This is a genomic window from Crocosphaera sp. (assembly GCF_030064895.1).
Taxonomy (GTDB): Bacteria; Cyanobacteriota; Cyanobacteriia; order Cyanobacteriales; family Microcystaceae; genus Crocosphaera.
In genome coordinates this window covers 1-25,519 of sequence record NZ_JASJEB010000117.1, presented here as the reverse complement: position 1 = coordinate 25,519, position 25,519 = coordinate 1, and the positions used below count along the sequence as shown (strand labels likewise).

Genomic DNA, 25,519 nt, shown 5'->3' with positions numbered 1-25,519 from the left:
ATCAAAACGGTTCCGTAAAGGTTCGAGACAGTCTAACAACTATCACAAGCAACGGGTAAAAGTAGCCAAGCTTCATCTTAAAGTATCAAGACAGCGTAAAGACAAAGCAATTAAAGATGCTTTGGCGTTAGTCCAGTCTAATGATCTGGTGGTCTATGAAGCTTTAAAAGTTAGAAACTTGGTTAAAAACCGTAAACTTGCTAAATCTATTTCTGATGCGTCTTGGTATCAATTCACCCAATGGTTGAATTATTTTGCTAAGATTTATCGCATTGTTTGTATTGCTGTACCTCCCCATTTCACCACTCAAGACTGTTCAGTTTGTAGTACAAGAGTTCAGAAGTCATTAAGTACCAGAACTCATCAATGTCCTAATTGTAAAACAGTCTTAGATAGGGATCATAACGCAGCAATTAATATACTTAAAAGGGGTTTGAAATATTTGGGAAATTATCTCAACGGTACGGTAGGGCATATCGAAACCGACTCCATAGCCTTGGGAGAGTCCGACCTCTGGGTTGTTAATGGTAACATTGATAATCTAAGTTGTCTCGTTGAACAAGGAATCTCTAGTAGTGATACGGAGAGAATCCCCCACTATATTGCGTAGCTTAGCGGAGCAATTAGTGGTGGGAGTATGTCAATTTCTGGTTAGATGGATTGAGGAAGAAGGGGGCAATGGCGAAGCTTTTGACTCATCTACGGGATTTGAGTTACCCAATGGTGCCAATCGTTCTCCTGATGCTTCATGGGTGAGTCAAGCTCGTTGGGATGCTCTTACCCCAGAACAACGTCAAGGTTTTGCTCCCCTTTGTCCCGACTTTGTGGTAGAGTTGCGTTCCAAAAATGATCCCCTCAAAGACCTGCGAGCCAAGATGGAAGAATATAGGGAGAATGGGGCAAAGTTGGGTTGGTTGATTAACCCGAAAAATAAACAAGTGGAGATTTACCGTTCGGGGCAAGAAGTGGAAGCGTTGGGAAATCCCAATCAGTTATCTGGAGAAACGGTGTTACCGGGGTTTAGCCTTAATCTAAAGCGAGTTTGGGACTGAGTTTATTCTAACATTTCCTAATCTATGCTTCGACTGCTATATTTGTTGGTCGGGGTTTCATCCCATCGTTAATGTTTGTGTAACGGAGGTTTTCACCCCGACATCCCGGGATAACTGCTCACTGAAAACTTTTGAACTATTTAGTACCTAATAATTCCACATCAAAAATTAAGGTTGCATTGCCAGGAATTACTCCACCGGCACCTCGGGAACCATAACCCAAATCGGGGGGAATAATTAAGAGACGTTGGCCACCTACTTTCATCGAAGCAACTCCCTCATCCCATCCTTTGATCACTTGTCCTACACCAATTTTAAAGGAAAAGGGTTGGTTGCGATCGCGGGAACTATCGAACTTTTTGCCATTTTCTAGAGTTCCGGTGTAGTGTACTGTAACATTTTGTCCTTTTTGTGGACTGTCTCCGTCCCCTACTTTAAGGTCAATGTATTTGAGTCCAGACTCGGTGGTAAGGGCGTTCTCTATCTCTTCTTGGGTAATTTCTCTGTTATTAATATTTAAAGCCATGAGTGTCTCTTTAGTGATGTTGGAGGTATTTTCTGAGGCGATCGCTGTTTGTTTGTTGGAGTTACCAAAAAAAGAATTTAGTAGTAACAATAAACTAAAACCGGCAATAACCCCGAAACTAATGAAAATTTCGCGCATGGATCGATTTTTTCCTTTACTAGCTGTTTTTAACGCCATAATTTGTTTTCTAAGTCCCTCACTTGTCTTTCTAGGCGATCGATTCTTCCACGTAACTCATCGACTTCGGTTTGACGGGGAACCCCTAAGTCTTGCAACATATTACGTAATTCACGTTCCATGTTGTTCTCAAAGTTACCTTGTCCTGTTTTGATCTGGTCCATGATATCGTCAACGAAACCTTGTGCCTGATCTGGGTTAATTTTACCTTCTTTGACCCATTCTTCGCTGACTTCTTTTAATTTTTCCGCAGCTAGTGAGGTTGTACCAATGCCCATGAGGACTAGCTGTTTAATCCAATCATTATCGTTTCTGTTGTTTTTATCTTCAGCCATAATGGTGACTTTGGGGTTATTTTATTTCCTTTATTAATTTAACAAATTCTCAGTCTTTAGCTATCAGTTTAAAACTAATTTTTGTTATATTTTAATACCTAAAACCTGAGTATAAGCCCCTCTTGCTTGAGTTACGCCGATAGTTCTTTGAGATGCTTCGATCATAGGACGACGTAAACTAACAACAATAAACTGTGCTTGTTGTGCTTGTTTTTGAATCATTTTTGAGAGTCTTTCAACATTGGCCCCGTCTAAAAACATATCTACTTCATCGAAGGCATAAAATGGAGAAGGGCGGTATCTTTGTAGGGCAAAAATAAAGCTTAAAGCGGTTAATGATTTTTCTCCCCCTGACATAGAACTTAAGCGTTGTACGGGCTTTCCTTTGGGGTGTGCGACGAGATTTAATCCTCCTTGAAAGGGATCTTCTTCGTTTTCTAATTGTAAGTATCCGTCTCCTTGGGAGAGGGTTGCAAAAATGTTTTGAAAGTTCTCATTAACAGCGTCAAAGGATTCTTTGAAAGACCTAAATCTTAGGGTGGTAAAGTTTTCTATTCTTAGTAATAATTCGGTTCTTTCTCCTTGAATAGTGGTCAATTTTTCGGTGAGTTCGTTTAATCTTTCTTGGGTTTTTTGATGTTCTTCTAAGGCCAACATATTAACGGGTTCCATCCCTTCTAAGCGTTTTTGTCCGTTACGAATTTCTTTTTGTAATTGTTCGATATGGGGAGTTAAATCTGTGGTAGTTTCATCAATTTCTGAGAGTAAGGGTACTTCTGCTAAGGGTTCTGGTAATTCATTTTTTTTGCTTTCTTGTTCTTCTTCTAGAGTAATTAATGTTTCTTTTCTTTCCTGTTGAGTGATTTGTAATTTTTCTAAATTCCATATTTTTTGTTGATGATTTTTCTTGATGGTTGTTAATTGTTCTTCTAGACTATCTCGTTCTTTTTTGGTTTCCCCTAATTTTTGTGTTAATTCTGCTAAGACAGTTTCTAAGTTACTAATTTTATCCTTGATAGTTTCTAACTGTTTATTAATGTCAATTTTCTCAGTGTTTAACTTGACGGTGTTTTCTTTTTGTGATTCTATTTTGTTATAATTCTCTTTGATTTTTTCCTCTAAAGAAGACAATTGACGGTCAATTTCTTGTAGTTTATTTTCTCCTTGACGTAGTTCTTTTTCTCTTTCTTGTAGTTGGATCTCTTGACTTTTAATTAAGGTTTGAATTTCTTGCCATTCGCTATGACTATGAGATTCTTCTAATTGTTTAAGTCTATCTTGTTTTTGTTGTAATTCTATAGTTAATGGGGGAATTTCAGCAGCAATAATTTTTAATTGACTATATAAGGTTTCTGATTCTTGTTTATGACGAGATAACTGTAAGCTTAATTTTTGTTTTTGTTCTTGTAGTCGTTTAAGTTCTTTTTCTAACTGTTGACGTTTTAATTGTTGTTCTCGTCCACTTTGTCTTGCTTCGGTTAACTCATCAGATAATTGTTTAATTTGTTCAGATTTTTGTTGTAATTTTTGCTGGTTACGAGATAATAACTCTTCTAAATCAGCTAATCTTTGTTTTAAGGATTTAATTTCCTGAGATTCACCCTGAACTAAAGTTCCAAAACGAATCGAAGAACGTTTAGGACGACTTCCTCCCGTCATCGCACCACTGGTTTCTAATAAGTCTCCTTCCAGAGTAACAATACGCTGTTTTCCTAAATGATATTTGGCATCATTCAAGGTTTCAAAAACAACAGTATTACCAAAAACATAAGAAAATATTTTTTCATGTTCAGGACGACAAAGCACTAAATTAACAGCTAAATCAATAAACCCTTGTGCATGGCGTAAACTTTCATTGTTTTGTCCACGATAGGGTCTAATTTTTGTTAATGGTAAAAACGTTGCCCGTCCTGCTTTTGCTTGTTTTAAGAGCTTAATTCCAGCAGCAGCTATAGTATCGTCTTCGACTACTATTTGTCCTAAACGTGATCCAGCAGCAATTTCTAAGGCTAATTGATAAGTCGGTTTAACCTGTCCAAGTTGTGCTACTAAACCACAAACACCAGGTAAGTCTGAACTTAGAATCAGTTGGGTTGCATAGGTTCCTTGAGCTTCTTTTTGTGCTTGCTGAGAAGCTTCTAAACGATCTAATTGTCTTTGTTTTTCTCGATATTCTTTATCTAAGCGAGTTTGGGTTTCTTGGAGAATGCTTTTATCTTGTTCTGCGGTTGATAATTGTTGAGCAAGCTGTTGTATTTTTTCTTCATGGGGAATGGATAATTGTTTAAATTCTTGTTCTTGACTGTTTAATTCTAAATCAATATTTTCTAGTTGTTTACTTTCGCCACTAATATTATTTTGCAACTGTTGATAACGTTCTTTTAACTGTGCTTGTTGGGTTAACTGAGGATTTAATGTATCCTGTAAAGTAGAAATTTGACGACTTAATTTTGCCTGTTCTTGTACCCAAGCATCAGACGCTTCCGCAACTGCTGCTGCTTGTTGTCTAACCATTTCTAAGGTTTGATAAGTTCTATCTCTTTGTTCTTTTAGCAGAGGCAAAGTTTCTTGTTGTAAACTATTACTATTCTGAGTTAGTTGGGATAAAGTTTGTTTTTGTTGGCTAATAATTGTTTCAGTTTCACTAATTTCTTTTTCCGTCTGTATAATTAAATCATTTAATTCTTGTTGTCTTTGTTCTCTTTGGTTTCGTTGTGCTTTTTGAGTAGCAAGTTGAGAAGCAATAGTTAACTGTTCATCTTCTCCTAGTGCTTTAACTTGCAGGTTTAATTCTTCTAATTTAGCAGTATTTTCTTGAATATTTTCAGCCAAATCATTAATAGCTTGATTTAATTTTTGTTCTTCCTGTTCCCCCGTAGTAATTTGAGTTTTCAAACGAGATATTTTTTGCTGTAATAACTTCCAAACTAAGACCGTTTCCCATCCTTGTTTTTCATGAATTTGTTTTTTCAATTTCTGATATTTTTCTGCTTTAATTCTATCAGCAGCTAACCGTTCCAAAGAACGTTTTAACTCCGTTTCAATAATCTGACAACGTTCTTCCCGTTCCCGAACTTCTTCTAAGGTTTCCTTTGTTTTTTCTATTTTACGGTCAAATTCTGCCACCCCGGCCAACTCATCAATAATATTCCTTCTTTCTTTACCATTCATACTAATAATGCGAGTCACATCCCCTTGCAACACAACATTATAACCTTCAGGATAAATTCTCAAACGGTTTAATTGTTCATGGAGTTGACTAACATTACAAGGTTGCTCATTAATATAATAAGTTGACGAATAACTTCCCCCTTTTGTCACCCGTAAACGTCGAGTAACAGTCCATTCACTACTAGCAATTAAACTATTTTCTGTGTTTGTTTCTTCAACATTATTTCCATTACCATTATTGCTATTTGCTTCTGTTAATGCTATTTTAGTAATAGGAGGATTATCTCGACTAAATTCTTCCAAATCTGTCAAATCTGAAACATCAAAAGTAACAGAAACATAAGCTTCTTTTGTCTTGCGATTATTGCTATGATTATGATTAATTAAATCCGGTAATCGTTCGGCCCGCATTCCCTTAGACGTAGCCAAACCCAAGCAAAATAATAAAGCATCGAGTATATTAGACTTACCCGACCCATTGGGACCAGAGACCACCGTAAACCCAGGTAAAAAAGGAATGGCAGTGGTGCCACCAAAAGATTTAAAATGAGATAATTCGATGCGCTTAACATGAACCATAGGCGCAGTAATGATAATCTAAGGAGAGGTTAAACTAAGTGCTTAATCTATCTAGTTTAACAGCTTACGACTCCTTTAGGGGTACAAAAGTTTCGGAAAAAAAAGAAAAGCTTAGTCAAATTAATAAAAATTCACTGATTAATGATACTGAAAAAAGTGGTTTTTGGGTTCTCCTCATACAAATAAACATGAGCGATGAGAAAATACGATCTAGAACAAATAATTAATTTGCTATTAGGAAATTTCGATTTAACAGCGATTTCCATATAGTTTAGATAATTCTTTTAAATATTTTGCTTCTCTCATAAACTTGTTATTTCTCATTATTCTATTATTAGATTTCCATTTAGAATTATTCTTTGTAAATGTAGATAAACAGTCAATTAAATTTTTGCTTCCCCAGTTTATTATTTCTTGATTAATACATTGTAAGTTAGTATCTTTAGCATATTGTTCAAAATTTTTAGCTGTCATGCTTGATTCTCTCCAGTGAGGATTATCTGTAATTTGATATTTTCTTCTTAAGAATTCTTTTCCTCTTGGAAGTGGTCTTAAAATTTTTCCTAATAAAGAATAATAATTTGAATATTCCCCTAAGTTAGAGTGGTGTATAAAACCTACACCATTTTTTGTAAGTTTTGTAGATAGCTGTTGAAGATAGGAGTTTATTACTTCTTTTTCAGCATGAACTAAAGAATCAAAACTAAATACAAAATCTATGGATTCATCTGCAATCATATCAAGTGATTTACCATCATTTACTAAGTAAGTAATATTTGAACAAGAACTAAATCTTTTTTGGCATTCTTCGATACATTTTTCAGATAAATCAACTATAATTAACTGCTCACAATATTCTTTAAGAAATTCTGTCCATCTACCATAACCTGGTGCTATTTCTAAAATTGTTCCTGTAGGTATAAATCGGTGAATACGAGGTAGAATTGTTCCGTACCATTGGATATCAACACCACCCCAACTTGATGACCATTCGTTACCTTTGTCTTTCCAGTCATAATAAGTATTCCATCTTTTTTTGTTTTGTTCAATTGATGGCATAGATTAATCCTGATTTTAAATAAGATTTACTCTTTTGTTAAATTTAAACTATTAAGCTTAAGTATAGCATTTCCCAGACTTATGAGGTACATAGTTTTTCCATTGAATATTGTGGAAGATTTAACAAAAGAAAAATAGAGTCACTTAAAGTGTACCTCACAGCTATGGGAAATGCTATAGTTTAATAAAATCTTATAATTCTGACTTCATATTTCATCAAATCCTATTTTCTTTGTTTTTCCTTGTGATGAATCATTTAATGCTTTTCTTGCTAATTCATCTAACCTGTATTATTCATGAGAGATTTGAAAACAAGCCTGAAAGCCTTATGCAGTCAGGAATATTGAGATTTGAACCCCATAACAGTCTGTAAATTTTATCTATTACTAACTATTGATTATTTAATTGTCAAAAATAAGAGGTAAAAATAGTTTACAAAAATTTTATTTTAGGCTAAAATAAAGAAAGGGATAAAAGTTAAATAAGCCCATCAATAATCAATGAAAAAGTCCTCAGAAAAACTGCCCTTTAATTTTAAGGTAGAGAAACCATTGAAAGTTAATTTTTCGGGACTAGACTTAAGTTCAGATGTCGGATTATTATTGGTTAAGCAAGCAGAAGAAAATCTGAAAGTGGCTCAAGGAATTTCAACTTGCTTAGACGACGATAGAGAACAACATAAAGTCAAACATTCACTGCTTCAGTTAGTAAGTCAAAGAATCTATCAAATAGCAGCAGGATATGAAGATACTAATGATAGTAATTACTTACGTCATGACCCAATTTTCAAAATTATTTGTGATATAGCAGTCGCCAAAGCTATTAGGACATTTTTCTGTTCCCTGTTCCCTGTTCCCTGTTCCCTTAAAATATAATTTATGTGTCCTAACTAGCCTGTCTATTGCTATAAAATCCCCGAAATAGGGGCAGAATTATTAGCCAGTCAAGCGACAATTAGTCGACTAGAAAATGGAATAACTAAACAAGAAATTAAAAGAATCCGTCGTTTTTTTCTCGACAAATTCCTTCAGAATCATCTCGTAAAACCAGAAGAAATAGTATTAGACATAGATGGATTTGATGCTTACACTCATGGACATCAACAGTTAAGCTTATTTCATGGTTATTATAGACATCAAATTTACTTTCCTGTATTAATTAATGAAGCCAAAACTGGTTATCCTTTAATTGTACAATTAAGACCGGGGAATTCTCACGCAGGTAAAGGGGTTTTAGGATTATTAAGATGGTTGTTTTGGCGTTTAAGAAAAGCTTGGCCTGATGTCAAAATAATCTTGAGAGGAGATGGAGGTTTTTCTTTACCCGAAATCATGAATCTTTGCGAACAAAAAGATGTCAAATATGTTTTTGGTTTTACCAGTAATGCTGTTTTAAAACGAAAAATAAATTATCTCCTTGATCTGGCACGATTACAATATTTTCGCACTCAAGAAAAGTCTCGTTTATTTGATGATGTATATTATGCTGCAAAAAGTTGGAAAAAACCTCGTCGAATTGTGATGAAAGCAGAATGGTTAGAAAAAGGGGGCAATCCTCGATTTTTGGTGACTAACTTAGAGACAGATTCCCAAGAACTTTATGATAATTTTTATGTCCAGAGAGGGGCGACTTCTGAGCATCGAATCAAGGAATTGAAACTAGGAATATCAGCAGATCGTCTCAGTTGCCATAAATTTATTGTTAATCAATTTCGCTTATTTTTATGTCAAGCTGCTTATATTTTAATGCTTGAACTTCGGGCTTCTGCACAGGGGACAAGATTGGCGACTGCTCAAGTTTCTCGTCTGAGGGAAACCATTATAAAAATAGCTGCCAAAGTTAGTGTTTCTGTTAGAAGAACCCTAGTAGAATTAGCTGCTCATTGTCCTTTTCGGGATGACATTCTCTTAATGGTACAACGATTATCTTCGGGTCAACAATTTACTTTTTCCTAACATCTATGCCTCACAGGATTGGTGTGTCTCTATGACATAAATTGAGTATTTTTTCCACTTTTTCGCTAGTTTTTAGTGATTGGATTAGCCAGATTCACGATTTTAAAAAAATCTATTTCATAAAAAATCATTTTTGATGCCAATTTCTTATTTTTTAGGTTTTGTTTTTTCTTCATGAATAATGCAGGTTAAGTCATTAAAAATCGCTCTTAAATCATATTCAAATGATTTAGCATATTCATCCCTATACTTGTGAATTTCATCAAGTATCTCATTTTTATACATCACTAAACCTCTAGAAGATATCAATCAGTTTTTTCAAGCTGCTTTTTCTAGTTTTTCTCTCAATACATCATTTACTAATTGACTGATAGCAATACCTTTTTTTTGAGCTTGTTGAGATAAAACTTCCATAATATCCTGATCAATTTCAACTTCAAAATGTCGCTGTTGTAACTCCGCTTCTAATTCTACAGTTTCAAAGTCATCTAAATAGTCAGTTGTATCATGAGTATCCCAGAATTCTGCTGCTGCTTCGTAACTAGAAAATTCTTCAGGAATGGGGGCGACTGCATTAGGTTTGTTTGTCATAGTATCTACGCTCTGATTGAGTCATGTCTCTTGCTGAGATTGGTAATGCTGAGGTTTTATTTTTGCGAACAAAAAAGACTATCAAGTATCTACCTGCATTGGTTTGACCATAAGCAACGTATAAATCTTCTCCTTTTATTCGTCCTTTTTGTGCTTTACGAACATGAGGACGAGAAAACAAAATTTCCTCAACTTCATTCGTTGTAACACCGTGCTTGATTGCTAATTTTTCAACAAATTGCTCTTTCCAAATAACCTCATATAGTTGCATTAGACGTTAATAAATGTATTTGCCGTTATTCTAGCATAATCAACTTTCAATTAGACAAAAAAGGGCAGAGATTAATCTACCCTAATCTTTAAAACGAACCTAAATCAATCAGAAAAAGCTTAATTTTTCCCGTTACCATTAGCAGTTAAAACTTTATTTGTAACCTTATCAGGAACCTCTTGTAAATGGTCATAAGTCCAGGTAAACGTACCCACACCCATAGTCAGCGATCGCAGTTCAATAATAAAGTTTTGCATCTCTGCTTGAGGAAAATAAGCTGTTACTTGATCCCAACCTTTCCACTCAGTTAAACTTTCATAACCGAGAATTTGTCCCCGTCGTCCACTCACCAACTGCAACACCTTAGCGGTACATTCAGCAGGAACCGATACGTTAACGGATAAAATAGGTTCTAATAGCACAGGATGACATAAAGGCATTCCATCGGTCATAGCAATGCGCGCAGCTTGTTTAAACGCCTGTTCAGAACTATCCACAGAATGATAGGAACCGTCGGTTAAAGTAACATCTACATCCACCACAGGGAAACCCAAAGGACCGTGATCCAAATATTCTTTAACCCCCATTTCTACCCCAGGAATATATTGTTTAGGAACCACACCCCCAACGATGGTTTGATGGAAGTGGAAACCTTCTCCTCTGGGTAAGGGTTTAATATCTAGATGAACGTCTCCAAAGGCCCCATGACCGCCGCTTTGATGTTTATAACGTCCATGAACTTTCTGCCCGTTTCGGATGGTTTCTTTGTAGGGTACTTGGGGTAAATGAGTGGTCATAGGTAGTTTATACTTACGACTCAAACGGTCTAAAGCGACTTTCAAATGTATTTCACCCTGTCCCCACAAAATAACCTCTTTGGTGTCCCCGTGTTGTTGCCAATGCAAGGATGGATCTTCTTCTATCAGTTTAGCTATGGCTGCACTGAGTTTCACTTCATCTTTGCGTTTTTCAGGAGTAACAGCTAACGCATAGACCGGTTCTAAAGTGTCTGCTTTGGGTAACAGTTCACTGGGTTGATCTTGACTGGATAGGGTTTCCCCTGTTTTAATACCGTCTAAACGGGCAATGGCAACGATCTCCCCTAAAGATGCGGTTTGACTGGGTATAGGAATTTGTTGTTGTCCCATAACCCGATAAATACCACCGGCGCGAACCCCATTCAAGGACATTCCTTCTTTAACTTCACCTTGCCATACTCTGACCAAGGAAAGTTGACCACCTTGAGGGGTAAAATAGGTCTTTAATACTTGTACTAAGGTTTCTCCATCGGTTTTGTTTTCTAGTCCCCGACGTTCTCCTGTAATATTGGGTGCAGGGGTTTCTTTAACTAAAGCATCCAGTAAGGGTCGTATCCCATAGTCTTGTTCGGCAATACCAAAGAAAACCGGTACAATTAAGTCTGCACTGAGATCCTGCTTTAAATCTTTGAGTATTTCTTCTTGTGGTGGTTGAATATCTTCGATTAATTCTTCTAACAAATGGTCGTCAAAGTCTGCTAAGACTTCTAACATTTCTTGACGGGCCCCTTGTTCTTCTGCTTGCAGGTGTTCGGGAAGAGGAATAGGATCAGCCGGACTCCCTGGGTGATAATGATAAGCTTGTTCGCTGATTAAATCAATATAACCGATGAGTTCTCTTTGTTGACGGATGGGATATTGTTGCGGTACAACAGGACGGGTGGACACATCTTTTAGGGCGTGGAGTACGTCCATAAAGCTGTCTTTGAAGCGATCCATCTTGTTGATATAGATGATATGGGGTATTGACCAATCATCCAGAAATTTTAATAAGGGTGCAAGGGTTAATAAACGATTAATTTCGGGTTCACAAACGACGATCGCAGCACCGGCACCTACTAAGGCATTATAGGTTTCTTGGGCAAATTCGATGGAACCAGGACAGTCTAAAAAGGTAAATTCAATATTATCGTGGGTGGTACTCGCGGCAGAAACTTCCACACTCATTTGTCTATCTCTAGCTTCGGGAGAACTATCGCTGACGGTATTACCTTCTTTTATACTACCTTTTCGGGTAATGGCACCGCTAACGGATAATATACTTTCGAGTAGGGTGGTTTTGCCGCTTGAATAAGGGCCGACGATGGCCACATTACGCACATTACCAAGGACTTTTTCGCTCATTAAATACCTCCTTGGAGATAATTTTCAAGCTCAACACAAGCAGGTTAAGGGTAAACCCTATCTATGATTTTTTTCTCCCCATCTTGTGAGTGTTAAGCAATAACAGAAAATTGAACTCACATTGTTTTTTATCTAACTCCAATAATAGCGAGTCTAACTTCACTTTAGGTGTTCTAGAAGACGTTTTGCAATGACTTTTAAAATAACTCAGATATTTAGTTAAGAAAGAAAAATAATTATTAATTAATGCTACAAATAGGGGATAAATTTATGATTTTATTGTAATAATTCTCATGATTTTTTTGAGTAAAATATAAAATAAAGTTAAAATTTTAGGAGTTTATTCTTCCCATGTAATATCTCCATGTTGTTTAATTAAATCATAAATTTTTTCAGCAATTTCATGAATAACAGGAATAGCAACAGAATTACCGATTTGTCGATACATTTGGGTTCTGGAAACGGGAAATTGAAAATCTTTAGGAAACCCCATAATTGCTTTACATTCATTCTCTGAAAGTAATCTTAATCCTGTTTCTCCATCTGTGACAAATGTACCTGTTAATCGTTGAATTTTGTGGTAAGTAGACACAAAAGTTTTTACTTTTATTTTCGAGTTTTGATCAACAATTTGGGGTCGTCCATCATCTTTTTTGAATAAATAACTTTTTTGTAGATGTTTACTAATTGCATAACCTTCTTTATTGGTTTCAATAAATTGATCGATAAAAACATTATTTTTCTTACCCACTGGAAAAGTAAAATTAACTGTTTCTTTTAAATAGTCTCGACAAAACCCAACGATATATATTCTTTTTCTGACTTGAGGTAAATTAAACAAAGCAGCATCTAAAATACTATATCTAACATCATAATTTAAACTATCCAGTGTTTTCAAGATAATCTCAAAGGTTTGTCCTTTATCATGAGTAACTAAACCAGGAACATTTTCTAAGAGAAAAGAAAAGGGTTTTTTTGCTTCTAAAATTTGAGCAATATTGTAAAATAAATTACCTTGGGTTTCATGGCGAAACCCTTCCCTTTTACCAATGGTACTAAAAGGTTGACAAGGAAAGCCTCCTATGAGAATATCATGGTCAGGAATATCTTGAGGATGAATCTTATTAATGTCTCCAAAAGGTGTTTCTCCGAAGTTTAATTGATAAGTTTTCTGTGCGTATTTATCCCATTCAGAAGAAAATACACATTGACTGTAAGAACGAGAAAATGCAATTCTCATCCCCCCTATTCCAGCAAATAAGTCCAGAATTTTAAATGTATTTTTTTTCTTATAGTGATTATGAACAGAATAATTACTATGAATTCGTTCTAGTAATTCAGGAAGATAACTATTTGTTTTACTTTTGATTAAACTAATTTGATTATTCATCTTTTAGTTTTATTATTCTTTTCTTACACTATACTTATTAAAACCCCGTCGTTAACAACGGGGCTTTATAAACAATAACAACAGATTAAGGGTAAACAAGCGTTGACCCCTACTATTTCCTGACTATTTATCTATTAACGAGAATATCTTTTGCGTTGTCTTTGTTTAGCTAGGGCTTTACGTTTACGTTTTTCAATCGGGGTTTCAAAGTGCCGATTTTTCTTCATATCATAAAAGATTCCGGCTTTACTTACTTGTCGTTTGAAGCGACGTAAAGCCGATTCAATACCCTCATTTTCTCCACGAATAATTTGAGTCATATTTAAGCTTATCTCCTGAATTAAGGTTTATTGGACAGCAACTTTTATCTGTTTAAAAATTGCTCTTGACAAATAGGTTTGACCGAGACCTCTTCCTTCTTCAAAACTTCTTGAACAATTCATTTATGTTATTCTCAATTGATAGTTAAAAGAGTCTAACAGAATAACGATCGCACTTTGAACTAAAGAATCAAGTCTAATAACGACGAGTGGAACCTCGGTTTTGGGATCTGCGATCTTCTCTCGGTCTTGCTTTATTGACTTTGATGGAACGTTCCATCCATTCAGCACCATCTAAGGCTTTAATCGCTGCGGTTTCTTCGTCCTCTGTTTCCATTTCCACAAAACCAAAACCCCTAACTCGTCCTGTATCTCGATCAGTGGGTAGTTGCACCCTTTTTACTGTACCGTATTCTGCAAAAACTTCTGTAAGGTCTTCTTGTGTGACGTCGTATGATAAGTTACCAACGTAAATTGACATAAAAAATGCTCTAAAGTGAGTGTTGTAGAGAGTTAGATTCACTTAGATGCTTGTAATTAGGAATTGACACAACAACTTAGGAAAATAATTCTTATGATCTCATACTAGCATGATTATTGATTTTCTTGTTAAATGGAACTTCTAACTGCTGATACTTCGTCTTGCCTTCGGAGTGTAGAATAACTTCTCAAAGTAAGCGTTTAGTTATAGAACGGGTTAGGGAGAGTTAATGAAAAAAGATAATTAAGTTTTTTAAGTATAGCTATTTTTATTATTTTAAAGAACAAACTAATACAAAACTTGATTCTTTACCACGTAAACCTCTTTATACTTATTTGATTGTTGGCGATTAAAAAACCTCCTCTGTTTGTCAGTGAGGAGGCTAAATAATTTTCTGCCAAAGTTAATAACTATTTATTATCAGAGACAGGGGCTAATTTTACGTTTTTAGCCAGTCCTAAAAACTGTAAAACTTGAATAGTCATCCAAGTAATATCAATTTCCCACCAAGCTAAACCATGACGGGCAGAATATTGATAAGCATGGTGATTATTGTGCCATCCTTCTCCAAAAGTTAATAAAGCAACCCACCAACAGTTACGAGAATTATCGTTAGATTCATGACTTTGATAACCAAATTTATGAGTGGCACTATTCACAAACCAGGTGAAGTGAAATACCATCACTAAACGCACAAAAATTCCCCAAATGACACAAGGCCAACCTCCTAAAAAATAAAGGATTAAACCTAAGACAACTTGAATAGGAATCATGAAGTTTTGACAGAATTTATAGAAGGGATCTTCATTAATATCTTGAGTGTAGCGAGGTACATCGTTATCAGCAGGAATCTGATGTAACATCCATGCCATATGACTCCACCAAAACCCTCGGTTAGAATCATGGGGATCGGGTTCAGTATCAGAATATTTATGATGAATACGGTGTAATCCTACCCATTGAATCGGTCCACCTTGACAAGCTAAGGTACCACAGAAAACTAATATATATTCTAGCCATTTTGGTGACTGAAAACTTCGATGAGACACCAACCGATGAAATCCTAAAGTAATTCCTAATGCCCCCGTTAACCAATATAAAAAGAGGGTGACACCTATGGCTTGCCAACTAAAATTACCGGGCAAAAACGCCAGTAGGGCAACGAGATGGATCGATGCCATATAAATAATAATTGTCCAGTCATAAGGGAGTTTTTGAGATGTGGCAACAGTCATGTAATAACCTGAATGTAAACGTAATCAAATCTTTATTATACTTGACGATAGTATCAACTTTTTTTAGGTGACAAAGATTTTAAAATTTTAATATTTAATTCCGAATTAAATTCCCAATTAAATGACTAATACAAGCCTTTATTTGGTATAAGTAAATGGGATGAACATAACTTTGTCATTAGTTTGAATTAATCCCTATCGACAAGATTAAAGTTTGGGGTTGACAATTGGACAGTTTAATGCTTATAAGAGAGGCAGAAAACGCCCTGATTCCGATTTTTTCGGAAATTGACCATAAAGTCAAGCAAAATCTCAAGAAAACCTTAACAGCTTTCCGTAATCACCGTCTAGGGGTTCATCATTTTGCCAGTGTAACTGGTTATGGTCATGATGATGTTGGACGGGAAACCTTGGATGAGATTTTGGCTGAGATTCTACAAGCAGAAGCAGCTATGGTTCGCGTACAATTTGTATCGGGAACTCATGCGATCGCTTGTGCTTTGTTTGGCGTACTTCGCCCAGGGGACGAAATGTTAGCGGTGGCCGGTGCGCCCTACGATACCTTGGAAGAGGTAATCGGTTTACGAGGCACTGGTCAAGGTTCCTTAACAGATTTTAACATTAATTATCGGCAATTAGACTTAACCGACCAGGGAACAATTGATTGGGAAGGGTTAAAAACTGCTATTAAACCAGAAACAAAATTAGTTTTAATTCAGCGTTCTTGTGGTTATTCTTGGCGTTCTAGTTTATCTATTACGGATATTCAAGAAATTATTAAAATTGTCAAAGCACAAAATTCTAACACTGTATGTTTTGTGGATAATTGTTATGGTGAATTAGTAGAAAACATAGAACCTACGGCGGTGGGTGCAGATTTAATGGCAGGTTCTTTGATTAAAAATTTAGGAGGAACCATTGTTACAACGGGGGGCTATATTGCAGGAAAGAAAACATTAGTAGAAGCGGCTGCTTGTCGGTTAACTTCTCCTGGTATTGGTCGAGAAGGTGGGGCAACTTTGAATCAAAGTAGATTATTATTCCAAGGGTTATTTTTAGCCCCCCAAATGGTGGGAGAAGCTATGAAAGGAAGTCATTTAATTGCCTATGTTTTTGATAAATTAGGTTACGAAGTTAACCCTTTCCCTATGGTTGCCCGTCGGGATATTATTCAAGGCATTAAGTTGGGATCTCCTGAGAAGTTAAAAGCTTTTTGTCGTGCCATTCAAACCTATTCTCCTGTGGGTTCTTATCTCGACCCTGTACCAGCAGAAATGCCAGGTTATGAGAGTAAATTAGTGATGGCTGGTGGGACATTTATTGATGGTAGTACTTCGGAATTTTCGGCTGATGGACCCTTAAGAGAACCTTACATTGTTTTCTGTCAAGGGGGGACTCATTGGACACATATTTCTTTAGCTTTAGAAGCAGCTATTGAAGCAATTTCTGATTCTGTAGGGACTTAATATTATTAAGCTCATGATTTTTATAAACTTTAATTTACATAGGAGTAATTATGAACAGTTTAAAACAATATGCACCAGCAACACAAAGAAATAGAGAGCCTATTTTAGAGGTTTTATTAAGGGTACTTCCATCATCAGGAGACATCCTAGAAATTTCCAGTGGAACGGGTGAACATTCTCTCTTTTTTGCCCCTGCGTTTAGTCCTCGTCTCTGGATACCTTCTGATCCTAATCCTATAGCAAGAGATAGTATTGAAGCATGGAGAGAAGAAAGTTTAATTGATAATATTCAACCTCCTATTAATATTAATGTAGAAAATTCTAGTTGGGAGATTGAAAAACAAGAGCTAAATATCACTACAATTGTTAATATTAACATGATTCATATTTCCCCTTGGACAGCTTGTTTAGGGTTAATGGAAGGGGCAAATAGAATATTACCATCAAGAGGTATTTTATATTTATATGGCCCTTATAAGCAAGGAGGAAAACATACTGCACCCAGTAACGAATCTTTTGATCAATCTTTACGCAGTCAAAACCCAGAATGGGGAGTAAGAAATTTAGAAGATGTTATCAAAGTTGCGGAAGAGAAAGGATTGATGTTTAAAGAAAAGGTTGAAATGCCTGCTAATAATTTATCTGTTATTTTTGAGAAGAAATAACTAATAGAGGTAATATGAAAACAAGTCTAACCATGATAAAGATTAAATTCTATCTGTCCTTATGATTTTTTTCATACATATTGTGTATTTATTCAGAGAGGAGATTTTTAACTGATGAAACTCAAAAATTCACTGTTAGTAATGACCATGATTGTTACTGCCATCGGTGTTAGTTTACCTGTCAAGGCTGATACTGTAGAAGCTCGCTGTGATGTGTATCCGAAGGGGGAAGATAGAGCTACCTCTTCTGGTATTTGTACCTTTTCTCAAAGACAAGGTGCAGTGGGAATTCAACTAGAAAATGGTGAACGTTATGATTTACGTCCTGTTGGGGATAAACCAGGGAATTATCAAGATAATAATGGTCGTGCAGCTTATCGCCAATCTGGACTAGGAGACAGAGGACAAATTTATCGTCTTTTTGATAAATCTATCTATGTTTATTGGGATACTGCACCCTACGGACAAAATCAAAGTAGTTCTACATCCTCCCCGAATATAGCTCGTGGTATTTCTACTTTAAGAGCGAATGATTCTAATTCGCGTATTAATGTACGAACCCAAGCTACTATTAATTCCAGTGCGCCTCAATATGGACTAACAGGAGATCAGGTGCGGGTACTTGAGTGTGTTGAAGACCAAGATACAATAGGGAGTGATCTCAACTGGTGTAAAGTAGAGTTTGTCAAGTCCAGGGCTGTTGGTTGGATTCGGAGCGACTTTATTATTTTTGCTGATGGTGGTGAATAAGGCAGCACAGTCTTTTCTATGCAATAACTAGATTAGAGACAGTCGGATTAATTGCTAATTTTTCTGGGTTTAATCAACTGCTAAATATCTAAGTCATTAAGATTCAATTTCGGCTTACAAGTTTAGATAAATTCCTATCTTGGGGCAACGCGATCACTACTAATATTTCTAGACTAATCAAAGCTATTTTACAACTTTTTTTCCTTACCTACTGATAAATTAATATATAAATCATGACTAATTCTATCTATATAAGTACCATTGAACCGCGTACTGGCAAATCTTTAATTGCTTTAGGAATTATTGAATTAATTCTTAGAAAAACCACTAAAGTTGGCTTTTTTAGACCTATTATTCAAGATCCTATAGATAATAAACCAGATAAACATATTGACCTCATTTTATCCTATTTTAAGTTACCTCAAACCTATGATGATGCTTTTGGTTTATATTATTCTGAAGTTAATCATCTTATGGGAGAAGAAAAACTAGATAAAATTTTAGATAAAATTATTACTAAATATAAAAAACTAGAAAAAAAATGTGACTTTATTGTTTGTGAAAATTCTGATTATGTTGGAGAAAATTCTACTTTTGCTTTTGATATTAATGTAGCAATTGCCAAAACATTAGGCTGTTCTCTATTAATTTTAGGTAATGGTCATCAAAAATCTGTAGAAGAAATTAGTCTTTCTGTGAAAATTGTTGCTGATTCTTACAGAGAAAAACATTGTAATATTTTAGGAATTATTGTTAACAAAGTACCCCATTCTGATCTAAAAAATCTAGCAAAATCTTTACGAGAAACCTACGGGAAAAATAACTATTTATTTTCAGTTATTCCCTATGATAAAAGGTTAGATAGTCCCAGAATGAGAGAAGTAGCAGAACAGTTAAAAGCCAAGGTTTTATACGGTGAAAAAAGATTAAATAATTTGGTATTTGATTATCTTATTGCTGCTATGCAAATGCAGCACGCAATTACTCAATTACATGATAATGATTTAGTGGTAACACCATCAGATAGAGGGGATGTTATTATTGGTGCATTGCAAGCACATCAATCTACAAATTATCCTAATTTAGCTGGTATTCTTTTAACAACAGAATGTCATTTAGAAAGTTCTATTGCTCAATTAATTGCCGGTTTGAGTAATCCTTTGCCCATAGTTTGGGTTGATACTTATACTTATCCTACTGCGTCTAGTTTACAGACAATTTATAGTTCTTTAAAACCGAGAGATATAGAAAAAATAAATTGGAGTATTGAACTGTTTGATAAATCTGTTAATCTTTCTATTTTAGAAAATCTGATTAATAAGATAAAAGTTAAGGGAATAACTCCTAAAATGTTTACTTATAATTTAATTCAAAACGCGAAAGCAAATAAACGTCATATTGTATTACCAGAAGGCAAAGATCATCGTATTCTTAAAGCAGTAGCAACCTTAACTTCTCAAGACATCGTTGACGTTACTTTATTGGGAGAAAGAAATCGCATTGAAGAGACAATACAAAGTCATGGTATTCAATTAGATATTAATCGTCTTAATATTATTAACCCAATGAAAAGTCCGAAATTAGATGACTACACTCAAACTTTATATGAAGTTAGAAAACATAAAGGAATTACCTTAGAAAATGCTAAAGATATGTTGATGGATGTCTCATATTTTGGTACAATGATGGTGTATTTAGGGGATGCAGATGGCATGGTTTCTGGTGCTATTCATACCACAGGAAACACCATTAGACCGGCTTTACAAATGATTAAAACACAACCAAAATATAAGTTAGTTTCTTCTGTATTTTTTATGTGTTTAGACGACAAGATTTTAGTATATGGAGACTGCGCTATTAATGCCAACCCTACCGCAGAACAATTAGCAGAAATAGCAATTATTTCCGCCGAAACTGCCCAAACCTTCGGCATTTTTCCCAGAGTTGCTTTACTCTCTTATTCATCAGGAAATTCAGGAATAGGGGAAGATGTAGAACGAGTTAAAAAGGCGACTATTTTGGCAAAAAAAAGCCGTCCAGACCTATTGTTTGAAGGTCCTATACAATATGATGCTGCTGTTGACCGGACTGTTGCAGCGCAAAAAATGCCAGATTCAAAAGTCGCAGGAGAAGCAACGGTTTTTGTCTTTCCTGACTTAAATACGGGCAATAATACTTATAAAGCGGTACAAAGAGAAACTGGTGCGATCGCTATTGGTCCGATTTTACAAGGGTTAAAAAAACCAGTCAATGATTTAAGTCGGGGTTGTACTGTAGAAGATATTATTAATACTGTGGTGATTACAGCGATTCAAGCGGGTTATAATTAAGCGATCGCGATTTTTAGTATAAACTACATAAATAGCGATCGCCCATGAACTCAAAACAGCTTTATTCTTCGTCGTCTTCCTCCTCATCTTGAGGATAAACAAAACTCTTAGAACGACCAGATAGAACAGATTTACCTAAAGATAGGGCTTTTTGCGCTTCTTTAGCTGCAACACGCTTCCAATGCGCTTTACGTTGATCTCGTTTGCTATTAGATGTTTTCTTCTTAGGGACTGCCATAGGACTTAAACATAAAATAATTACACAACCTTTCTATTATAGGTTACTTTCTGCTTTAATTGCCACTCAATTACATCCTATTTTGCTAAAGAAGCTAATTCATCAAAGCTAATAAAACCATCTTCATTAAGATCACATTTTTTAAATATTGATGCCACCGCTTCGTTAATATCAAAGTCTGTATTGTTACCCCAAATAGTTTCTAATAACTGTTTTAATTCCTCTTTATCTATTTTACCATTATTATCTTGATCAATTTGATCAAAAAACTTTTGTAGTTCTTCTGTTTGATTTTGGTTTAAGGGAATTGTCATTTTTAGTTACTCCTGGGTTAATTGATTTCAACCCCGTATTTAAGGATGGGGTCTTATTTCTTTAGTCCAAGGTTCGCCCTGTTTAGGAATACCAAACCCTGGTAAATTTAATAATACTCCAATTTGTTGAATATGATAACTAACCATTCCCCGCGTCCCAATTTTTAGGGTTAATTTGTTAAATATTTCATCTTCCCATGTTTGTTTTTCTCCTTCTATGATTTCCCATTGTCTTTCTTGGTTAAAACCTGATTGTAAAAGACGGATAATTTCTTCTCCTTGAAAATAACAAAAACTTACGGAGTCAGACACAGTATAAGCTGCTAATCCTAATGTTTTTTTATTGGGGAAAATTTTAGCAATTTTTTTAGCGTAGAAAACAACATTTTCTGGTTCCTCAACATAGATTTGTATCCAGGGTGTTTCTTGATGATAACGAACTGTAAATAAATAATCTGCTTTTATTAAAATAGCGGCAAGATTATCTACTTCTTTTATTGAGCTTTCTGTCGTTTCTAAAGATAAATAAATCGCTCCAAATTTAGCCATGATCTTGTTTGATTATTCTGATTTATTTGGTAAATTTAAAATTATCTAATAGAGTTTTCAGTAGATATATAAGGTTTCAAAAGGTTGTTAGCTTCATAGAAATAAAACACATTAACAACCACACCTCCTCTCTCAATTTCTATTTTACCTATTTCTTTTATTTCTGTAAAAAATTCTCGGAACTCATTGGTTAATTCTTGTATTTTGTGAAAGCGTTTTAATGTAATATAAAGAGCATTCTTTCCTAGCCATTGATCTGTATCTGGCCAAAAGTCAAACCCTCGTCTATCATAACTAAAACAAGTCACAGGAATATTATGCAAAGGTTCTAATGCTAAATCAATTAATCCTGCTAAATAATAGGCATTAGTAAATAAAAAATTGCTTTGTTTTAAATGGTTTAATAAGAGGGGAGATTGCTTGACTTTTTCTCTTAATTGTTCCACATCAATTAATTCTGTTGTTGGATCAGCATCCGGGGTGAGAAAACCTTTTAAAAAATCATATTGATGGGATTGAAAAAATATTCCTGTATTCAAATGTAGCAATAATAATAACAAAATTGTATTAATAGCGATCGCAGTACCAAACAACCATCTTTTCACCCATATTTTTGAATAATTTAACCACCGTTCCCCAAACAATCCTAATAATAAAATCATGCTCCAATAACCCGGCATTGACCAAGTGACGAGAATTTGTTCTTTTCCTCCTAAAATAATTAATCCCAAGGTTAAAGGTAACGATATCCAATAGATAAATAATTTTTCAGTATTAAAATTTTTGATAATTTTTGGCTGAGATAATAATTGATAACTGTCTAAAACTAAATCTTTACCCACTCCCCACCACAAAGGAAAGCCAATAGTCGGAAATAATAAACCAATATTAACCAATAAAACTATCAAAGCATTAAAGAAATTATAAGTAGTTTTCGGTGCATTAGGAACAGGTAAAAAGCGGTCAAAAAGCTGAAATCGTAAAGATATCCAATCGTGTTGATAATTCCAGAATAATAAAGGAAATAAAGTAATAATAAACAAGAAAAAACCTAAACTTGTCCAAGGAGAGATTAAAGCATGACGATGATTTTTACTACTCAAACAAAAACCCACTAAACAAAATCCTAAAACAAAACCATGATATTTACTTAAACAAGCTAAACCGATTAAAATACCCAAAATACTGAGGCGATAACTAGGTAAATAAGTGTCATTTCGTTTCGTAAAAAATTCATCAGCAGCACAATATAAAGCAGCCGACCAAAAAAATATCAAAGGACTATCAGGAAGAGTAATAATGCCGAAAGCTAGTTGAAAAATAGGAATAATAGAAGCCAAAATTAACGTTATCTTTGCTGCTTTTTTAGTAAATAATTTAGTACTGGTCAAATATAATAAATAGAGGCTACCTGTATATAAAATCAACGTGCCGATACGCAAAGTAAAAGGAGAAGTAACTCCCGTTAACCAAATACCAAAACCAGTGGTTAAAGCAACAAAAATAGGATGATCAAAAAAACTCCAATCTAAATTTTTAGTATATAGATAATAATAACCTTCATCGTAACCAGGTAACAGCCAAAAAGCGATCAATGAACGGAATAATAAACCAATTAGTAAGATTAAAAATACAGATGGAGGACGATTCAAAAAAGTAAAGTTTTTATTAAAAATGCTCATAAAATTTGTTTTTAAAAGATATTATATCTTACTAGGTGGAGTAAGACAAGTAATCTGATTGTCACAACCTATAAAGTTTTGTTTTCGTTTACTATATAATAAACATAGTTATTTAATTAAACTTGAAAAAATTATAGTTATTATGGTACAAACTATTCAAGCTGAGCAACTGCAACTCCATGACCTCAAATCAAAATTTGGTCTAGAATATAGAGATAGTCCCGACTTATTTTCTGAATGGCGTGATAATTTACCCGAATTAAAAGAACAAGAAAAAGCAAATTTGGATGAAGTTAAATTAGAATTTCGTCATCTTTTAGAATATGGAATGGCTGAAACAATTGTTAAAATGGTAATAATATCTCCACTGTTAAAAATGGCAGGATTTTTTCTGCCACCATTTAACATAACAGCAGAAAAAACTGTAGAAATTTCAGAACAAGATGATCTTTCCATTCGGGGTAGATTAGATTTATTAGTATTTCAACCAGAATTTTGGATTTTAGTAGTAGAAACAAAAGGACTAGCTTATTCTATTGAAAAAGGATTGCCACAACTATTAGGATATATGTTAGGAAGTCCTAATCATCATAAACCTGTATTCGGATTAATTAGTAACGGGGCTAATTTTAAGTTCCTAAAACTAATTCGAGAAGATCACCCTATTTATTGCGAATCTATTTCTTTTTCTCTGGATAGAGGAGATGATCTCGAGCTAGTTTTAAGAATTCTCAAAAAAATAGCTAAAATTGTTTAAAGATTCTCATACAAAATTAGATTAAATTCTAAATTTTCTTTAAATATCCTTCAACTAACATATCTTGATCTATCTGACGAATAGTAACATCTTGTAATGATAAAGCATCAGACATTTTTTCTAAGCCTAAATCACCCACAGGAGAAGCAGCAGAAACCCCACCGATAATTTTCGGGGCTATAAAAGCCATAATTTTTTGAATCACCCCTTCCCTGATAGCTTGCGCCCCCAAAACGCCACCACATTCCCACAAAATCCTAGATAATTGACGTTCGTAGAGGACATCCATTACCTGGGAAGGAGTTAACGGGGATAATTCTAGCACTTCAACCCCTTTGTTGCGTAAATCTGCTTGTAGAGAAGGATTTTGTCCCCATTCCGTAAAGACAAGGGTAGGTGCAATGTTAACATTCCAGAGATTAGCTTCTTGAGGTAGATGTAAATTCCGACTCATCACCACTCGCAAAGGGTTGCGCCCCGTAGCTTCGTGAACAGTCAAATGGGGGTTATCCCGTCGTACAGTATTACCCCCAACAATCACGGCATCACAACCAGCCCTAGTTTGATGAACCAATTGCCGAGACGTGGTTCCCGTCACCCAAGCACTATGGCCTGTACTGGTAGCAATTTTACCATCAAGGGTCATGGCGTATTTGAGGATACCAAAGCATTTATGATGAACAATACGGTGACAAAAAGCTTCATTGAGACGACGACAAGCAATTTCTTCTACCCCAACTTTCACCTCTATGCCGGCATCTCGTAACTTGGCAATACCTTTACCCGAGACTAAGGGGTTGGGGTCAACTATACCCACCACCACTTTAGCCACTCTAGCAGCGATTAAAGCCTTTGTACAGGGAGGTGTACGACCATAATGGTTACAGGGTTCCAAATTGACATAAACCGTCGCTCCTGCCGCATTTTCCCCGGCATCTCGTAAAGCAAAAACTTCTGCATGGGGTTCGCCGGGTTTGAAGTGAAACCCCTCCCCAATAACTTGGCCATTTTTCACTACAATCGCCCCCACCATCGGGTTAGGAGAAGTGTAACCACTAGCTTTACGGGCTAAGGTTAAACAGCGTTGCATCATTTGTTGATCAAAATTTTCTTGGCTCATAATAGCAATTTTTAATTGGGTGTATCAATATTTTGCTTCATTTGAGTGTGGGAAGACGGGGAGTGTGGGAAGTTAACCCATTTTAAGTCTTAATATTTTAAGTTGCTATAATTATCACCAAATACGGGAGCGCAAAAACTCCTATCTTTCAAGTAGGAGATGAAGCGCGACTCGGCATTTTTAAATGCCGTGAACATCGACTCATGGAAACGCATTAGATATCTATTAAGTGGTATCATGATGCCGTTGTTCTTCCATATATCTACGAATAGTTTCAGAGGAAACATTACCAGCAGTTGAAACAAAATAGGAATGTGTCCAAAGACTAGGAATTTTCATGAGAT

At 35.2% G+C, this 25,519-nt stretch carries 23 protein-coding genes and 2 pseudogenes; 8 read left to right on the top strand and 17 right to left on the bottom strand.

Features of this window, described 5'->3' with window-relative positions; translation table 11 throughout:
• Nucleotides 1-610 (top strand): transposase (locus tag QNJ66_RS22175; protein ID WP_300510820.1); only part of this gene is annotated, 610 nt, incomplete at its 5' end.
• Between the two features lie 79 nt (nt 611-689).
• A pseudogene (locus QNJ66_RS22170) lies at nt 690-1,052 on the top strand (Uma2 family endonuclease); the annotation flags it as partial.
• Between the two features lie 136 nt (nt 1,053-1,188).
• On the opposite strand, the gene QNJ66_RS22165 reads toward QNJ66_RS22170, so the two are convergent.
• From QNJ66_RS22165 to QNJ66_RS22150, 4 genes are all read right to left on the bottom strand, one after another.
• Nucleotides 1,189-1,755 carry an FKBP-type peptidyl-prolyl cis-trans isomerase gene (locus QNJ66_RS22165; RefSeq protein WP_300510819.1) on the bottom strand — a complete coding sequence of 189 codons (567 nt, stop codon included), beginning with the start codon at nt 1,753-1,755 and terminating at the stop codon, nt 1,189-1,191.
• Nucleotides 1,746-2,090, bottom strand: coding sequence for a phasin family protein (locus QNJ66_RS22160; protein WP_300510818.1), 345 nt, complete (start codon nt 2,088-2,090; stop codon nt 1,746-1,748). The genes QNJ66_RS22165 and QNJ66_RS22160 overlap by 10 nt, the downstream gene beginning before the upstream one ends.
• Before the next feature lie 84 nt (nt 2,091-2,174).
• A complete protein-coding gene (gene smc / locus QNJ66_RS22155; protein ID WP_300510817.1) occupies nt 2,175-5,840 on the bottom strand; it encodes a chromosome segregation protein SMC in 3,666 nt (1,221 codons plus the stop codon).
• Nucleotides 5,841-6,089: 249 nt separating this feature from the next.
• Nucleotides 6,090-6,899 (bottom strand): class I SAM-dependent methyltransferase, encoded by an 810-nt coding sequence (locus QNJ66_RS22150; protein WP_300510816.1) that lies wholly within the window; start codon nt 6,897-6,899, stop codon nt 6,090-6,092.
• Nucleotides 6,900-7,399: 500 nt separating this feature from the next.
• On the opposite strand from QNJ66_RS22150, the pseudogene QNJ66_RS22145 reads away from it, so the two are divergent.
• A pseudogene (locus QNJ66_RS22145) lies at nt 7,400-8,854 on the top strand (IS1380 family transposase); the annotation flags it as partial.
• A 318-nt stretch (nt 8,855-9,172) separates the two neighbouring features.
• Here QNJ66_RS22145 and QNJ66_RS22140 read toward each other — a convergent pair.
• The 7 genes from QNJ66_RS22140 to QNJ66_RS22110 form a co-directional block, all read right to left on the bottom strand.
• Nucleotides 9,173-9,445 carry a CopG family antitoxin gene (locus QNJ66_RS22140; protein ID WP_300510815.1) on the bottom strand — a complete coding sequence of 91 codons (273 nt, stop codon included), beginning with the start codon at nt 9,443-9,445 and terminating at the stop codon, nt 9,173-9,175.
• The gene (locus QNJ66_RS22135; protein ID WP_300510814.1) at nt 9,429-9,716 is read right to left on the bottom strand and encodes a BrnT family toxin; all 288 of its coding nucleotides are present in this window, start codon (nt 9,714-9,716) and stop codon (nt 9,429-9,431) included. Before QNJ66_RS22135 ends, QNJ66_RS22140 begins: the two co-directional genes overlap by 17 nt.
• Nucleotides 9,717-9,835: 119 nt before the next feature.
• Nucleotides 9,836-11,878 (bottom strand): elongation factor G, encoded by a 2,043-nt coding sequence (locus QNJ66_RS22130; protein ID WP_300510813.1) that lies wholly within the window; start codon nt 11,876-11,878, stop codon nt 9,836-9,838.
• A 340-nt stretch (nt 11,879-12,218) separates the two neighbouring features.
• A complete protein-coding gene (gene dcm / locus QNJ66_RS22125) occupies nt 12,219-13,268 on the bottom strand; it encodes a DNA (cytosine-5-)-methyltransferase (protein ID WP_300510812.1) in 1,050 nt (349 codons plus the stop codon).
• Between the two features lie 134 nt (nt 13,269-13,402).
• Complete coding sequence (gene rpsU / locus QNJ66_RS22120; protein ID WP_007307493.1) at nt 13,403-13,588, bottom strand: 30S ribosomal protein S21; 186 nt, start codon at nt 13,586-13,588, stop codon at nt 13,403-13,405.
• Nucleotides 13,589-13,784: 196 nt separating this feature from the next.
• Nucleotides 13,785-14,069, bottom strand: coding sequence for an RNA-binding protein (locus QNJ66_RS22115; protein ID WP_300510811.1), 285 nt, complete (start codon nt 14,067-14,069; stop codon nt 13,785-13,787).
• A gap of 410 nt (nt 14,070-14,479) precedes the next feature.
• Entirely contained in the window at nt 14,480-15,304 is an 825-nt protein-coding gene (locus tag QNJ66_RS22110; RefSeq protein ID WP_300510810.1) for an acyl-CoA desaturase, read from the bottom strand.
• A 239-nt stretch (nt 15,305-15,543) separates the two neighbouring features.
• Here QNJ66_RS22110 and QNJ66_RS22105 point away from each other — a divergent pair, with 239 nt between their 5' ends.
• The 4 genes from QNJ66_RS22105 to pta all read left to right on the top strand — a co-directional run bounded on the left by QNJ66_RS22105 (nt 15,544) and on the right by pta (nt 20,515).
• Nucleotides 15,544-16,770, top strand: a complete 1,227-nt coding sequence (locus QNJ66_RS22105) for a methionine gamma-lyase family protein (RefSeq protein WP_300510809.1) — start codon at nt 15,544-15,546, stop codon at nt 16,768-16,770.
• Between the two features lie 50 nt (nt 16,771-16,820).
• Nucleotides 16,821-17,435 carry a DUF938 domain-containing protein gene (locus tag QNJ66_RS22100; RefSeq protein WP_300510808.1) on the top strand — a complete coding sequence of 205 codons (615 nt, stop codon included), beginning with the start codon at nt 16,821-16,823 and terminating at the stop codon, nt 17,433-17,435.
• A 114-nt stretch (nt 17,436-17,549) separates the two neighbouring features.
• Complete coding sequence (locus QNJ66_RS22095) at nt 17,550-18,185, top strand: SH3 domain-containing protein (protein WP_300510807.1); 636 nt, start codon at nt 17,550-17,552, stop codon at nt 18,183-18,185.
• Between the two features lie 233 nt (nt 18,186-18,418).
• A complete protein-coding gene (pta, locus tag QNJ66_RS22090; protein WP_300510806.1) occupies nt 18,419-20,515 on the top strand; it encodes a phosphate acetyltransferase in 2,097 nt (698 codons plus the stop codon).
• Nucleotides 20,516-20,576: 61 nt separating this feature from the next.
• On the opposite strand, the gene rpmF is transcribed toward pta, so the two are convergent.
• From rpmF to QNJ66_RS22070, 4 genes are all read right to left on the bottom strand, one after another.
• Complete coding sequence (rpmF, locus tag QNJ66_RS22085; RefSeq protein ID WP_300510805.1) at nt 20,577-20,753, bottom strand: 50S ribosomal protein L32; 177 nt, start codon at nt 20,751-20,753, stop codon at nt 20,577-20,579.
• Nucleotides 20,754-20,830: 77 nt separating this feature from the next.
• The gene (locus tag QNJ66_RS22080) at nt 20,831-21,067 is read right to left on the bottom strand and encodes an EF-hand domain-containing protein (RefSeq protein ID WP_300510804.1); all 237 of its coding nucleotides are present in this window, start codon (nt 21,065-21,067) and stop codon (nt 20,831-20,833) included.
• A gap of 39 nt (nt 21,068-21,106) precedes the next feature.
• Entirely contained in the window at nt 21,107-21,616 is a 510-nt protein-coding gene (locus QNJ66_RS22075; protein WP_300510803.1) for a hypothetical protein, read from the bottom strand.
• A gap of 41 nt (nt 21,617-21,657) precedes the next feature.
• Nucleotides 21,658-23,298, bottom strand: a complete 1,641-nt coding sequence (locus QNJ66_RS22070; protein WP_300510802.1) for a glycosyltransferase family 39 protein — start codon at nt 23,296-23,298, stop codon at nt 21,658-21,660.
• Between the two features lie 142 nt (nt 23,299-23,440).
• On the opposite strand from QNJ66_RS22070, the gene QNJ66_RS22065 reads away from it, so the two are divergent.
• Nucleotides 23,441-24,055, top strand: coding sequence for a restriction endonuclease subunit R (locus QNJ66_RS22065; protein ID WP_300510801.1), 615 nt, complete (start codon nt 23,441-23,443; stop codon nt 24,053-24,055).
• A gap of 28 nt (nt 24,056-24,083) precedes the next feature.
• Here QNJ66_RS22065 and ribD read toward each other — a convergent pair whose 3' ends face one another.
• Together ribD and QNJ66_RS22055 are read right to left on the bottom strand one after the other, a co-directional pair.
• Nucleotides 24,084-25,175: a bifunctional diaminohydroxyphosphoribosylaminopyrimidine deaminase/5-amino-6-(5-phosphoribosylamino)uracil reductase RibD gene (gene ribD, locus QNJ66_RS22060; protein ID WP_300510800.1), complete on the bottom strand. Its 1,092-nt coding sequence runs from the start codon at nt 25,173-25,175 to the stop codon at nt 24,084-24,086.
• Between the two features lie 225 nt (nt 25,176-25,400).
• Nucleotides 25,401-25,519: transposase (locus tag QNJ66_RS22055; protein ID WP_300510821.1), on the bottom strand; the 119-nt coding region annotated here is incomplete at its 5' end.